Source organism: Pleurocapsa sp. PCC 7319, assembly GCF_000332195.1.
In the GTDB taxonomy this organism is placed as follows: Bacteria; Cyanobacteriota; Cyanobacteriia; order Cyanobacteriales; family Xenococcaceae; genus Waterburya.
The window spans coordinates 2,103,773-2,118,064 of sequence record NZ_KB235922.1 but is presented as its reverse complement, the minus strand read 5'-3'; the positions used below and the strand labels follow the sequence as shown (position 1 = coordinate 2,118,064).

Sequence of the window (14,292 nt, the reverse complement as noted above, 5' to 3'; positions counted from 1 at the left end):
TTGATTTGGATTTGATTATTAATTATTGGCGTAAGTGGCGATTAAAATGGCAAAAACAATTTCTATTGGCGATCGCTACTTTATTAATTGCCTTGATTTTTCCTAATTTTGCCTTATCCCAATCTCCCTCTACTTCTGATTTACCATCGCCTCAAGTTCATCCCTTACCAGAATCATTAGCTAACTGGCAAGATAAATCAAATAGTGGCAATTATTTAGATCGGGTTGAATCTACTCCTTTAGGTTATTTAGTTTGGTCAAAGTTTCCTGTAACTGTTTATGTCCAACAGCCGATAACTGTTCAAGATACCGCAGCAGCTCAGCGTTTCCGGCAGTGGAGACTAGCCGTCCAAAAAGCGATCGCCGAATGGAATGTTTATTTTCCCCTACAAGAAATTTCTGAGCGAGAATCAGCCGACATTATTATCTTGCGATCGCAACCAGATAGGGAAGTTAAATTAAACCGCGACACAGGATTGTATGATATTCCTAGAGCAGTTGCGGCCGAAACCGATTACAAATTTTATCTACGAAAAAATCCGACTCTAATTGCCCATCGTATGACAGTAAGAGTTAGCCCTAGTTCCGCAGGAGCATCTCTTTTAGCCACAATTCGCCACGAATTAGGTCATGCACTGGGTATTTGGGGACATAGCCCAGAAAAAAGTGATGCACTATATTTTTCTCAGGTACGCGATCCCCTGCCAATTTCCCCTAGAGATATTAATACCCTCAAAAAGATTTACCAACAGCCAACTAGATTAGGTTGGAAAATTTAATTTTCGATTTTGATTACAACCAGGAGTGGACAATTCTGGTTTATGAGGAGTGACAACGGTCGGATTGGCGGTTAAAACAATATTGCCTTGACGATCTGTGACCCACCCTTGAATCATTTCAATTTTTTTGACCTGCTCTATTTCCTCAGTTTGCTCTAATTTTTCTACTGTTTCCAATTCTTGATTTATAATGCGCCAGTCAGACCAAGTATTTTCAGAGAGTAAATCATCATCGGGAATCCGAGGAATGCCACCACGACCAGTAATAATGTATTGACTCTCTTGACTAATCTGGCAAAATTGATTTTTAAACAAATAATCCACATCCACAAAATCGGGAGGTAAATTAAACAATCCTTGGGTGGCAGTGAATTGTGGAAAGACAAGTGTCACTCTACCTTCTGTTCCAAAATTAGAACTAGCATCAATATCATTAGTAATATTAGGTGGTTGGGAATTACGCTCTTCTATACCGAAAATTCCCAGAGCAGATATAGCTATATTTCCGCCATTTCCGCCAATCGCATTAGCAACAATGTCGTTATTTTGTTGGGGAAAAGCAATAATAAACTTGGCATCAAGATCGATGTTGCCTCCATTGGCGTTGGCGAAAGCTTGAGCCGAAATAATACTATTTTCTTGTAGAGTAATATTGTCTTTGATGTGTAATTGAATATTACCTCCTTCAGTAGCAGAAGCATTAGCAGCAGTTATCCTGGCACTATTATTTAGCTCAACTGTATTAGCATTGATAAATAAATTTCCTGGAGTGCCCGAGCTTAAACCCCTAACGGTAATCTGCCCTTGGTCTTTAATAGTCAAGCGCTCCGTATTTATATTTACATCTCCAGCGTCGCCAATAGTAAAAGTTTCTGAGCCTAATCCACTTCTAAGTACTCCATTTCCTGAAGTGCCAATAATTTCGAGAGTTTGAGTATTGATAACAATCTCTCCCCCATTACCAAGTGCTAAAGTCCCTGCTGTAATTCCCCCTCCATCTTGGAGCAATAATCGATTTGTACTTAAGTTGACGTTGCCGGCATTACCTGAACTAAAGGTATTAGATGTAATTAAACCGACTAATTCACTTTCTGGTATAGAAGAACCTGAAATTTCAATCAATTCTTGAGCGTTGATGTTAATATTTCCCCCATTGCCAATACCTGGGGGAACAGGAGAATTACTAATACTACTTCCATCCTTAATTTTTAGTTGGTCGGTAAAAATGTTAATATCTCCCCCAGGACCATTACTTGCCGATACGATATCTATACGGCTTCCCCTAGAGATTTCAATCAAACGCGCTAAATCCAAAACAGCTCTGGCTTCGGGTGGTATGGGAAATAATTCTTGAGCATTATCAGCAACCCCCAACAGGGGTCTTAAACCTTTTAACTCAACAGACGTCGCATTTGTAATCAGAATATCGCCACTAGCACCCAATTGCTGCTCGGGATTATTTGGTAGTGCAACGGTTTGCGCTTGTATCTTGGCACTATCAAGGATAGAAAGTTTTGGGGTTTTAAATATAATATCGCCACCGTCTCCTGAACCAAAGGTGTTAGTAATTATGCGACTGGAAATAGGAAAAAATATGCCTATGGGGGAAAAGCCAGGATCTAAAACCTGATTAGTGGGATCGCTTCCTGTAATCTCAATTAGTTCTGTTGCCTCTAGAGTAATATCTCCTCCATCTATTGCCCCTACCGTATCAGAAAAAATTGCCGAACCATTTAAAACTTGCACACGTCGCCCCTGAATATTGATGCTGCCACCACCTTCTCCACTGGCAGTAACCGAGGCTAAGTTATTAAATTCTAAATCGCGAAATTGGCTGACCTTTTCGTAGTTAACATTCCATCCTTGTGGAACTGGATTCAGAGAAACAAAGCTATTTTCGGCAACACTACCTAATTCTATATTTCCTGCGGTGGCTGTAATTGCACCGCCATCAAAAGTTATATCCCCTCCCAATAGTGCCAAGGTTTTTCCTGGTGGTGTAGTAAGTCCCAATTTAATTTGGCTTTGACCAGTGGGGTCAGCAGGATTAGGAATTTGAAAATTAGCTTGATTAGTAATCTTGCCAGGGTTATTGCCAAACTGTAAACCCAAAGGTACGCTGACTGTTAATAAAGGCTCTAAGTTATTTTGATTGGTGCTAAATTGGCTACCGTCTTCAAAAACCAAACTTTCTGCTGTAGTGCCAATAAATGAACCACCTATATTTAAAGTGGCATTTTCACCAAAAATAATGCCGTTGGGATTAATTAAGAATAAGTTTGCTGTACCGTTACTTTGAATTAAACCGTTGATTTCAGATATAGAAGAACCTGTAATACGGGTAATGATATTTTGAATCGAAATCGCGTTATTGAAAAAGACCGATCCATTATTAGGTATGGAAAATTCTCTAAAGCTGTGAAATAAATTGTTGCCTCTTTGATCTCCGGCATTAACTGTGAAATCACGGTTATTTTCGCTATTGACTTCTGTAGAGAGAGTGTTGTCTTCAATTACCTGCGCTTGAACTGAATTTTGCGCATAAAGGTCACAAAAAGCGATCGCCCCAAGAGCGATCGCTTTGTTAATTGCCAAATATTTTATTCTAATCATCTTTGGATAAGAGAATATATGCAGTCTCTTCCCACAATCATACAGCGAGCAGTGGTTCATCTTAAATAAGAACACCAATCACTCCACCCACCTGGATATAACTTGGCATTATCAATACCAGCAATTTGTAAAGATAGTAAATTAACACAAGCAGTTACACCAGAACCGCAGTAAACAATTATTTCTTCTGCTTGTCGATAAGAAGACCACAATTTTGCTTGTTCTTTTTGAGGATGCAGGTATCCTTCTGGCTCAGAAGCTTGTTTCCAAGGAGAATTAACTGCCCCTGGAATATGACCAGCAATCGGATCGATGGGTTCTCTTTTCCCTTCATAGCGATCGCTATCTCTAGAATCAACTAAAATCACACCTGGCAAATCTTTACGGCTCTTAACTGTTTCTAGATTCACAATCCAGTCAGTTTGAGGTTGAGAAATAAAAGAGCCTTTTTGAGGTTGAGGAATCTCTTGAGTAGTAGGATAATCAGTAGCTTGCCAAGCATTCCAACCACCATCAAGTAAAACAACGCGATCGTGACCTAAATATCGCAGCAGCCACCACAAACGAGACGCAAAAGCAAAACGAGAATCATCATAGGCTACCACCAAAGTCTCTGACTGGACTATGCCAATAGAGGCTAGCTTAGTGGCAAGTTGGTCTAGATTAGGTAAGGGATGGCGACCACCATGAAGTTTTACTGGGCTGGATAAATCTCGATTTAGATCTAAATAATAAGCACCTGGAATATGAGCAAGACAATATTGGTCGTATCCCCAGGTGGGAGAAGCAAGTTGAAAACGACAATCTACAATCACTACCTGTGGATGGTTTAGATTTTCTGCCAACCATTGACAATTTACATAATAATTATTGGTCATCGCATTAATTCACATCACTAATCATTCCTCTTTTAAGACTATGGAGTAAGCTAATTGAATTAGCAAGCACCAGAGAGTAAATGCTTTAGAGATTGACTTTGGGAAAAAGTAGATTCAGTGTAAGCGGATTAAAATTGACCTACGTAAGTTCGGAATTCGGAGTTAGGAGTTAGGAGTTAGGAGTTAGGAGTTAGGAGTTAGGAGTTATGTTGTTCTTAACGAAATAATCAGGACTTTAGAGATCTAAAAATTAGAAAGTTGCGAAATATTTCAGTTTTTTCCATCTCGTCGAACTCCTAGAAAACAAATTGTTTCTCTCAGACATAACGAATTCTTTTCGTTGGATGCTCACGTTGACCTATCTATAGTCTCTAAGATTTAACGAAGTGTCGTGCAGAATTCCCCATCTTCTTAAGTTGTGGGATGAATGCACGACAAATAACAAACTGCGCAGCATCCAATCAAGATTCTTTTCCACCTGACTGATTATCAATATACTGTTTGATGACTTCTAATGGTGCGCCGCCACAAGAAATAATACACTTGGAGTCATGCCATAATTTAGCATTTTTCCCCCAGTAATGTTGAGCTATTTCCTGGGGGTATTTTTTTCTCAAAATCCTGCTACTTGCAGATTTGAGAGAAGATACCAAATTAGAAATATTGTTATTTGGATGTAAGTCAATAAGCAAGTGCAAATGGTCAGCTTCACCCTCGCAATTAGACAAAATTGAGTAGTTAGATTCTAGAATTCTTTGAAATACTTTTTTGGCATCCTTAATCATCTCCTTAGTCAAAACTTGGCGACGATATTTAGTCACAAAAATTACGTGCAAGTGAATAGAAAAAACAGAGTGTGAAGCTTTTCTTAAGCTAGTTGACATGACATCGACTGATTGTGATATGCTTTATCTTATCGACTGAAACATTAAATCTATTAAATCACATATGGCACTTAGAAGATACACATTTCGGCTGTACCCAAACAAGACTCAAGAAAGAGAATTGTTTGCTGCTCGTCGTCTTCATGGGTATCTCTATAATGCTTGTATCGCTCATCGCCGCTTTGAGTGGAAGAAAAATCAAAAAACTGTTGACTATTTTCAACAGCAAAACTGTTTACCAGCATTCAAAAAAGAATGGGTTGAATTTGCTTATCTTCATTCTCAAGCTTTGCAGTCAACAGTAAAAAGGGTTGATTTAGCCCATAATTCTTTTCTAAAAGGATTAAGAGGCTTGCCAAAGTTCAAAGCGATTAGAAATTATTCAGGCTGGACATATAGTTCTAGGTCTGGTTGGAAGGCTAAAACCAACGGTAAGCACGGCGTAGTTACTCTTAATGATTTAGGTATAACCCTGAAAATGAGAGGACAAGCAAAATCTTGGTGTACTCCAACTACGTTAACCATTGTTTATAAGCCAAGCAAAAAACAGTGGTTTGCCAGTTTTACTTGTAATGTTTCAGTTGAACAAGCAAAGTTTGGTTCTTTGTCAGATTTGAAATATGAGTCAATAGTTGCTTTTGATTTGGGTACTGCTACTGCTATTACTTGCTTTGATGGTAAAAAGTTTGAGGAAGTATCTAATCCTCGTTTTACGAAAAATACAGAGAAGAAAGTCAAGCAAGAATCAAAAAAACTCAGAAGAAAACGCGCACCAAATAGAAAGAAAAGCATAAAAGCTTCAAATCGTTGGAAAAAGCACGAAGACAAGTATCAAAATTACAGCGCAAAGTGGCAAATCAGCGTGCCGATTGGCAGCACAAAATTACCTCAGACATAGCAAGTCGTCATGACATCGGGGTAACTGAAAAGCTAAATACCAAAGGCTTAACACGCAAAGCAAGACAAGGTAGCAAACGTAAGAAGCGCGAAAGTGCGGTCTTGGGGGTTTCCCCCATGAGCAACTTTCGTAAGAAGCAGAAAGCAGGACTTAATAAGTCTATACTTTCTGTTGGCTTTGGCACTCTTAACCAAATGATTGCTTACAAAATTGAAGCCAAAGGCGGTTTGCTACTTCGATTAAACACGAGAAGAGTCAAACCTAGTCAAAGATGCCCTAAATGCGGGACGGTACATAAAGACTGGGCTAACTTGTCTAATCGCTATCATATTTGTGATAGCTGTAATTTTGAAATTGAACGTGATCGAGGTTCTGTACTTGTCATGTATAACGTTGCTACAAACCAGCAACAGGGGTGTGGGACGCATCTCTCAGACAGTGGATGTCTAAGCTCTACTTCCTTGACTAGTAAGCGTAAGCATACTGGCTCGATGAAGCAACTTGGGCAGATGAAACGTCAAAAATCACAACGCAATTCCAAGGTTCATGGGAAACCCCATCGCCTTGCGTTGGGGTAGTTCATTTCACAGTTATCTGTTATCTGTTATCTAGCAGTCACCAATCTTCTTGTGACTAACTTATCCACACTGACAGGAGAATCAAGATAGTATTCTAGATACCAGTTAATAAAATTCTCTAACCCCTGAGCAAGTGTAGTCGTAGGCTTAAAATCTATATCTGCTATTAATTCATCTATATCTGCAAAGGTAGAAACTACATCTCCTGGCTGCATGGGGAGTAAATTTTTCTGGGCTGATTTACCCATTATTCTCTCGATAATAGCGATAAATTCGTTCAACTCTACGGGATTATTATTGCCGACATTATAGATTTTATAAGGAGGTTGATTTTTTGAAGATTGGGGAGTTTTTGCCAGAACTCTGACTATGGCCTCAATAATGTCGTCAATATAGGTGAAGTCCCGCTTCATCTTACCAAAGTTGTAAACATCAATCCTTTCACCTTTGGCGATCGCTCTGACAAATTTGAAATAAGCCATATCGGGTCTACCCCATGGTCCATAAACGGTAAAGAATCGCAACCCAGTCATAGGAATTTGATACAGATGACTATAGGCGTGTGCCATTAATTCGTTAGCTTTCTTTGTAGCTGCATACAGAGAAACTGGATGATCTACATTATCGCTAACGGCAAAAGGAACTTTGGTATTGGCACCATAAACTGAACTGGAGGAAGCAAACACCAAATGTTCAATTTGGCTTTGACGACAACCTTCTAAAATGTGAGTAAAACCAACTAAATTGCTATCAACATAAGCGTGAGGATTTTTGAGGGAATAGCGAACTCCTGCTTGGGCAGCTAGATGAATGACATAATCAAAATTATGTTTTTGAAATAATTCAGTCACCAAAAAGCGATCGCTAATATCTAAATAATCGAAAGTGAATCTAGGGTGTGGTAGTAGTTGCTCTAAGCGTGCGTGCTTGAGAGTAAGATCATAGTATTCGTTAAGATTATCAATCCCATGTACTTGGTTCCCTTCTGCTAATAGTCTTTTTGCTAAATGGTAGCCAATAAAGCCAGCTACACCAGTAATTAGAATTTTCATTGAATAGTTATAGCTTTCTATTAAGAATTAATATTTAAGAAAATGCTTATTGATATTTAATGCTTATTTACTCTTTTGCCTTTAAAAGATATCTTCGTCTCGATCGATGAAGGAGATGTGAAGTTTTTATGAGAGATTTTTCATTAAAAGCTGTCAGCTATATTTTTGCTCGACTAGAAACGAAATAAAGTTCTGACTGTGCCCACCCAAAGAGTACTACCATCATCGGTATCAGGATTGATAATGGTAAAAAAACCAGGGGTGATTTCGATATTGTCATCGATTTCTACACGATACAAAGCTTCAATGTGCAGAGGAGTTTCTGCCGCGATTAAACTACTATCATCATGATTGGCGATCGCTGGTGGTACACCGATAATGATTCCTCCCAGATTATTTTCTACCAGCAGATCGGGGAAAGCAAAGGTTAGGGCTCCATTCAGAATAGTGGCTTCGGCATCACCATTGTTTTGTTGTTGAGCTTGAGTATAGCCAAACCACCCGCCAACTTCCAAACTAGAATTAACTATCCAATTGAACTGTAAGCCTAAATTATTTGCAGTGGTGGCATTACTACCGAATGGTTGATTTGATTCTTCAATTCCCGTTGAACCCATTAGATTAACATCTTCATTTTGTTGGTAAATATGGGTATAGGTTAAGGCTAAAGCCAATTTATCTTTAGGTTTAAGCACAAGTTGAGCGATCGCACTAGCAGAACTTTGCCATATCCCCCTACCAGCTTCAGGATTAGCAACATTTTCACTCTCGATTAAATAACCGGCACTGGCAGAAACTTTGTCGCTAAATTCTTGTTCGATGCCAATTCCCGAACCTCCTGCACCACGTAAAGTAGCGGGATCTCTGCGAGCAAAACGAGATAATGCACCTTGACTACTACTGGAAAAAGGATTTAAAACTTCTCCAATATCATTCAGACCAACTCCTACAGTTCCCAACATAATCTCTGTATTTTTGGCAGGACTAAACGCATAAGAAAGTTCGGCGATTTCAGTTCGACCATCACTATCACCATCAACACTTAAACGACTTAAAAAAGTATCTGTAACATCGTCTAAACGTCCGATATTTCTATTTTCTAAACGAATTTTGAGCAGATCTTGACCATCAAAACTAGTATCAAAATCTAATCTGGTTCGATAACCTGAAAAAGTTGCGCTGTTATTTGCCTCTTGACCAAAACTATCTGCAAGAAAGAATAAAACCTGAGCATTAAGTCTGGTTGTAGTAGAAAATTGATGTACTTCTACTTGGTTTAGATCAGTTTCAACCTCATCGATTTTATTGCTTAAGTCAACTAATTCTAAAGCAAAATTTTGTTGCAGTCTCTGCCAAGTAGCTAAGTCTTTGGGGTCAGAAATAGATTCAAATTGCTGTAAACAATTATTTAAACCGACAGCAAATTCGTAACGTGTAATAGGAATATTACTGAGATCGTGGGAGAATTTTGTAGAGCAGCTATAACGTTGTGCCAAGGATTGTAATGCTAGGTATTCCCGGTCTGAATTGTGGATTAATTTGAGTTTAAATACAGCAGGAATTGATTCTAAAGTATTAGCTAAAGTAATAGAGGAAGAGAAAATTGTGGCAATAGCAACTATTCCCAACTTTACAGTTGGCTTAAAGATTTTTCTCATCAACCTCCAACTACAAAATAGTAAATCATAAATTATTTACAGCATATTGATTATTATTTAATTTATCAGCTAGATGGCTATTATTAATTGGCAATACACCCTGCAGTATAGATTGTCGTTTGCCGTGGGGATAATGAATTACGCTAAGGTGATTAGCTATTTCTAAAGGAGTAGCGATACCTAAAGTTTTACGGACAATTTGAGAGAGTAGTTTTTCTGGTGCAATAATCAAACCAGTGATTAAACTGGCTGGTTTGGAATCATAGTTGAGCTGTTGTCGGTTAAAAATTGTCTGTTGCCAGCTTTCGAGAAAGCAATCTTGAGATACTGATAAATGTATTGTCTGTTTACCAAACTTAAGCAGTTTATTAGCTAAATGTTCTGACATTTGAGAATTGTCTGTCAAGATACAATTAATTAAATCTCGATTGACGAACCTGGGTAAAGCAGACGAATCTAGTAAATTTTCTGGAACTTGATTGGACAATAATAGCCATCTCCAGCCTGTGTTTCCCGCCTTGAGCTTGGGTAAATCCTCACTGAGATGATCGGTTACATTGAGAAAGCTTAATTTACCACTACTATAATTCGTGTGTGAAAATTCTAAACAACTGATTCCGCAATTAGATTGTTGTAAACTGTGATAATGCTCAGGGTTTAATCCAATGGCTGTGCTAATCAATGCCCGATTTGTCCCCCCATGAGCCACAACTAGAATAGTTTGACCTCGATGCTGTTCTAAAACCTGGTGCCAAAAATTTTCTGCTTGTTGGAATAAATCTAATACAGGAAAAGAAATAGTAGGGCTAGTACTAAAAGAAAAAAGATGGGGTGTTTCTAGCCAACAACGATAAGCTTCAGAAAATTTTTCTTTCACTTCTTGGTAGAATAATCCCTGCCAATCAGACATCTGAATCTCAGTCAATTTCGGCTCAGTAATCACAGTGGGCAGATTATCAGCTGTTTGCTGTAAAGCAAAAGTAATTTCTTGAGTTGTTTGTTGCACCCTAGTTAAAGGGCTAGTGTATATCGCATCAAAAGAAAATTGTTGTAAAGCTAATCCAGTTCGATAGGCATCTTTATGTCCTTTAGCTGTTAGTACTGAGGCGTCACTACTGCCTTGATATCGACCCTGCTCATTATAGTTGGTGCGAGCATGGCGAACCAAAATGACTTTAGTGGTTGTTGTTGATTGAGAATCTGGAAGAGAGATGACAGGGGAAGGAGAAACATGGTTCATTGATCGATTTTTACCAATTATTTTTTGGATGTCGCAACCTATTTTAGTCAGTACTTTCCGGTATACGCCACTACTAGTCTCAATACTTCTCGCTTAAAGCAAGTGTTGAAGCCGAAGGGCTTATGGCTTATAGCTACGAGCAAAGCTCGTTTATCCTTCAAATCAAAGTTTACAGACCACTACTAACGATATTGAACTGTTTGTTGTAATCGGTAAAGAGTAGAGTAGTTTTGACCTTGGCTCATTAATTGCTGATGAGTTCCTCGTTCGACAATCTTCCCGCCTTCAAGATAAAAGATTTGGTCGGCATTTTTGGCGGTTCTTAAATCGTGGGTAATCAAAAAGGTAGTCGAGGTTTCAGTTAGACGCTCTAAAGCCTCGGTTACAATTTGTTCGCTACGATTATCGAGTCCAACTGTTGGTTCGTCAAGAATTACAATTGGAGCATTACGAATAGCGGCACGGGCGATCGCAATACGTTGTCTTTGTCCTCCAGAGAGAGTTGCCCCTCTTTCTCCCACCTCAGTATCGTAACCTTCTGGGAGTGCCATGATAAAGTCGTGGGCATTAGCTAACCGGGCAGCAGCTTCCACCTCTCTATTAGTTGCCTTGGCACAACCGTAGGCAATATTATCCCTGATGCTGGCGGCAAATAAAATACTGTCCTGCAGAACAATACTGATTTGTTTTCTCAGAGAATCGAGAGTATAGTTCTTAATATTTTGTCCGTCAATTAAAACTTGACCTTCTTGGGGATCGTAAAGACGTAAAATTAAACTTACTAAAGTAGATTTTCCCCCTCCAGATGCTCCTACTAGAGCTACTTTTTGCCCTGGCAAAACTGTTAGAGAAAGATTATTAAGACTATTAGATTGGTTTTCGTAGGCAAAACTAACTTGACGAAATTCCACTATGCCTCGAAAAGAATGAGCCGGCTCCGCCCATCTAGAGTCTCTAACTTCTGGTACTATTTCCAATAGATCGACAATTCTCTCTCCCGAAGCGATCGCTTTAGCAATTTGCCCAGTATATTTTGCCAGTTGGCGCATCGGTTTAAAAGCTACTTTGAGGTAAGTAATAAAAACCAGCAAATCCCCAGGAGTAACGGTTCCCTCTCTGACTAACATTACCCCGCGCCAGAGAACACAAGCAGTTCCGATCGCCACTAATACTTCTACTGTACGTTCCTGTCCTGCCCTTAACTTTTGAGTTTGCGCACTTTCATTCAGGCTTTTTTGATTTTGGATGGCAAAGTTTCGTTCAATCATCGATTGCAGAGATAAAGCTTGAACAACTTTAATTGCCCCAATTGCTTCGGCTGCTGTAGCTGCCATCACCCCTTCCCGTTGCCGTTGTTTTTTGGCAACCTGATGAATACGTTTACTCATGATGGTGGTGGTCATTAAAAACAAGGGAAAGATAATCACCGCAATTAAGGCTAACTGCAAATTTAGCCACATCATTACTGCCAACATCCCTGCCATAGTTAAGTTATTAATGAGCAAAGGTAACGCAGCTACGACAGTTACTTCTCTGAGTCTTTCAATATCGTAGGTGACGCGAGTGATTAAATCACCTGTTTTGGCTTTGTGATGGAAAGAAAGAGAAAGGCTTTGAATATGAGAGTACAAATTAGCTCGAACTTCACTCATTACTCTAGTTGCAGCTACTGCCATTCCTGCCGTACTGACATAAGCCATTGTGCCTCGTAACAGAGCAGTGACAATTAAAGCCAGAACCAAAAAAGTTAATAAGGTAATGACATTAAAGTTGTCTAAAAAAGGAACTTGTAAAGATTCAACTTGGAATTCTTTAAAGATAATTTCATCAAAAATAAATTTGAGCGGCCAAGGTTCGAGGATACGAAACCCCGTTTCTAGCAATAATGCAATGAAAGAAACAGTGATTAATCCTCCTTGTTGGCTAATCTGCGGAGAAAAATGCTTAAGTACACGCCTAACACTTGATAATTGTTGTTTGAGATCCTGAAGACGCTTTTTCTTCTTCATTATTAATTATTAATTATTAGTTCTTCTTTACCGAGGCGATTGAACTGTGTCGAGGCTGCGCTATTAATAGAAGCAACGCATAAAGCGCGATCAGTAATATGATGATTCAATTTCCTTTCGGCTGAGATCAATAATTTTTCCAGCCAGGTATAATAGCCACCAATAGAGACTTGACGCACTACAGGACGTAAGAAAGCCTGATGGCGGCGTTGTCCAAGACGCTTATAACGTTTTTTGAAATATTTATCCTGCTGGGGTAAATCCCACTTTTGACTGAAATGTTCTAAACTTGCAACTTCCCAAGCATCGCTCCAACGCAACATAAAATAGGTAAGATCTGACCATTCAAACCCAGAATCGGGTACATAGGTAACGACTGAATCTGGTTCACAATAAATTTTTCCTCCTGCAGCAGTAACAGACATGGAAAAATCAATATGTTCTCTGGTACTAAGTAATTTTTCATCTAGTACGCCGATTTGATTGAAAATATCAGTACGGACTAACACACCGTGGAACTCGGCAAATTCACATCGTCGCTGTTGGAGTTGATCTTTAACTTCGGCGACGAGACGATTAACAAAATAGTGTTTTTCGTGAACTTTGCGCTTCATTTTGTTATTTTTGACTTCCAACACTATTCGCGCTTCTCCCCCTGCCAAATGAATTTTGGAATGTAATTTTTGACCGATACAAACCAAGGGAGCAACTACGTCTGCGTCCCTTTCTTCGGCACATTTAATTAATTTTTTGAGCCAACCTGGTGAGACGTGAATATCATTGTCAAGAAAAACTAAATATTTTGTTTTAACATGCTTAAGACCAATATTTCTAGCTTGATTAGGAGAAAGATATTGCTCTGTTCTAATTAGCTTGAATTGATTTTCTACTGCTTTTTGCTCTAAATATTGTTTAATTTTTTCTGGGGAATTACCATCAATATATACTAGAGAAAATGGATGATCAGTACATTGATAAATACTTTCTAAGGATTCGCGACTATAGCTAAAACGTTCTCTGGGAACTACTACTAGAGTTACATCTACTTGATTCATGATTTCGATCTCCTTTGATTATTTATTACTCAATTTATCGTGTATTGAAGTCGTAATTAGAGTATTAAATTCATATTTAATCTTTGTTTTGAATTTAACAACCAATTCTTTATTATCAAATACTCTTTTATTTTGTCTTTTAACATCTGTTTGTTTAGCAATCTTCTCTGGAAATCTAAGTTACGATTTAGCCAGAGGTAAACGGACTTTTTTCTTTTTAAGATCCGCCTTACTTGTGAACCACTTAACTTAATTTGTGTTTTCTTCTCTAGATGTATAGCTAATTTTTGAGCTGACCACCTCTCAAATTTGTATCCTAATTCTTGTGGCTTTTCTTTGATTGTCTTTAACAATATTTCTATATATTCTTCTGTAGCTTTCTGGTGATTACCTTGCATTCTTTTATCTTTAAGACTCTCTAAATTATCAGGATCTCCATGTATACACCAGTAAGAGACTTTGTTTTTTGAGCAACCAATAAATTCAGCTATTTCTTGCTGTGTTTTACCATCATTTAGTAATAATAAGATTAAAATTCTTTCTCTAATATCTCCATTTTCTTCTCTTTTTAAAGATTTTTGCAGTTTTTTTTGTTGTTCTGATGTTAGGTAATCTTTGGCTGGCATTCTTTCTCGAACTTACTTATTT

The 14,292-nt window shown here is 38.4% G+C and carries 9 protein-coding genes and 2 pseudogenes; 2 read left to right on the top strand and 9 right to left on the bottom strand.

The genetic code is table 11. From position 1 onward, the window contains the following. Window positions 1-5: 5 nt before the first annotated feature. Complete coding sequence (locus tag PLEUR7319_RS0113420) at window positions 6-779, top strand: hypothetical protein (RefSeq protein ID WP_019505749.1); 774 nt, start codon at window positions 6-8, stop codon at window positions 777-779. Here PLEUR7319_RS0113420 and PLEUR7319_RS38100 read toward each other — a convergent pair. From PLEUR7319_RS38100 to tnpA, 3 genes are all read right to left on the bottom strand, one after another. Beyond that, the gene (locus PLEUR7319_RS38100; protein ID WP_019505748.1) at window positions 762-3,392 is read right to left on the bottom strand and encodes an S-layer family protein; all 2,631 of its coding nucleotides are present in this window, start codon (window positions 3,390-3,392) and stop codon (window positions 762-764) included. The genes PLEUR7319_RS0113420 and PLEUR7319_RS38100 overlap by 18 nt on opposite strands. Window positions 3,393-3,448: 56 nt before the next feature. Continuing rightward, the gene (locus PLEUR7319_RS0113410; protein WP_019505747.1) at window positions 3,449-4,270 is read right to left on the bottom strand and encodes a sulfurtransferase; all 822 of its coding nucleotides are present in this window, start codon (window positions 4,268-4,270) and stop codon (window positions 3,449-3,451) included. 461 nt (window positions 4,271-4,731) lie between these two features. Then, complete coding sequence (gene tnpA, locus PLEUR7319_RS0113405; RefSeq protein ID WP_019503279.1) at window positions 4,732-5,154, bottom strand: IS200/IS605 family transposase; 423 nt, start codon at window positions 5,152-5,154, stop codon at window positions 4,732-4,734. A 64-nt stretch (window positions 5,155-5,218) separates the two neighbouring features. Between tnpA and PLEUR7319_RS43500 the strand changes: the two are divergent. Then, window positions 5,219-6,630: pseudogene (locus PLEUR7319_RS43500) on the top strand (RNA-guided endonuclease InsQ/TnpB family protein). 26 nt (window positions 6,631-6,656) lie between these two features. Here PLEUR7319_RS43500 and PLEUR7319_RS0113395 read toward each other — a convergent pair. The 6 genes and pseudogenes from PLEUR7319_RS0113395 to PLEUR7319_RS35235 form a co-directional block, all read right to left on the bottom strand. Then, window positions 6,657-7,682 (bottom strand): NAD-dependent epimerase, encoded by a 1,026-nt coding sequence (locus PLEUR7319_RS0113395; RefSeq protein WP_019505746.1) that lies wholly within the window; start codon window positions 7,680-7,682, stop codon window positions 6,657-6,659. Between the two features lie 173 nt (window positions 7,683-7,855). Further along, complete coding sequence (locus PLEUR7319_RS0113390; RefSeq protein ID WP_019505745.1) at window positions 7,856-9,340, bottom strand: iron uptake porin; 1,485 nt, start codon at window positions 9,338-9,340, stop codon at window positions 7,856-7,858. Between the two features lie 25 nt (window positions 9,341-9,365). Continuing rightward, complete coding sequence (locus PLEUR7319_RS0113385; RefSeq protein WP_019505744.1) at window positions 9,366-10,580, bottom strand: histidine phosphatase family protein; 1,215 nt, start codon at window positions 10,578-10,580, stop codon at window positions 9,366-9,368. A 182-nt stretch (window positions 10,581-10,762) separates the two neighbouring features. Continuing rightward, window positions 10,763-12,589, bottom strand: a complete 1,827-nt coding sequence (locus tag PLEUR7319_RS0113380; protein ID WP_019505743.1) for an ABC transporter ATP-binding protein — start codon at window positions 12,587-12,589, stop codon at window positions 10,763-10,765. A 2-nt stretch (window positions 12,590-12,591) separates the two neighbouring features. Beyond that, window positions 12,592-13,644 (bottom strand): glycosyltransferase family 2 protein, encoded by a 1,053-nt coding sequence (locus PLEUR7319_RS35240; protein WP_019505742.1) that lies wholly within the window; start codon window positions 13,642-13,644, stop codon window positions 12,592-12,594. A gap of 116 nt (window positions 13,645-13,760) precedes the next feature. Then, window positions 13,761-14,270: pseudogene (locus tag PLEUR7319_RS35235) on the bottom strand (IS630 family transposase); the annotation flags it as partial. Window positions 14,271-14,292: the final 22 nt, after the last annotated feature.

Excerpts from the sequence above, each read along its gene's own strand:
- PLEUR7319_RS38100 (WP_019505748.1), bottom strand. The coding sequence starts at position 3,392 with ATGATTAGAATAAAATATTTGGCAATTAACAAAGCGATCGCTCTTGGG.
- PLEUR7319_RS0113410 (WP_019505747.1), bottom strand. The coding sequence starts at position 4,270 with ATGACCAATAATTATTATGTAAATTGTCAATGGTTGGCAGAAAATCTA.
- tnpA (WP_019503279.1), bottom strand. The coding sequence starts at position 5,154 with ATGTCAACTAGCTTAAGAAAAGCTTCACACTCTGTTTTTTCTATTCAC.
- PLEUR7319_RS0113395 (WP_019505746.1), bottom strand. The coding sequence starts at position 7,682 with ATGAAAATTCTAATTACTGGTGTAGCTGGCTTTATTGGCTACCATTTA.
- PLEUR7319_RS0113390 (WP_019505745.1), bottom strand. The coding sequence starts at position 9,340 with ATGAGAAAAATCTTTAAGCCAACTGTAAAGTTGGGAATAGTTGCTATT.
- PLEUR7319_RS0113385 (WP_019505744.1), bottom strand. The coding sequence starts at position 10,580 with ATGAACCATGTTTCTCCTTCCCCTGTCATCTCTCTTCCAGATTCTCAA.
- PLEUR7319_RS0113380 (WP_019505743.1), bottom strand. The coding sequence starts at position 12,589 with ATGAAGAAGAAAAAGCGTCTTCAGGATCTCAAACAACAATTATCAAGT.
- PLEUR7319_RS35240 (WP_019505742.1), bottom strand. The coding sequence starts at position 13,644 with ATGAATCAAGTAGATGTAACTCTAGTAGTAGTTCCCAGAGAACGTTTT.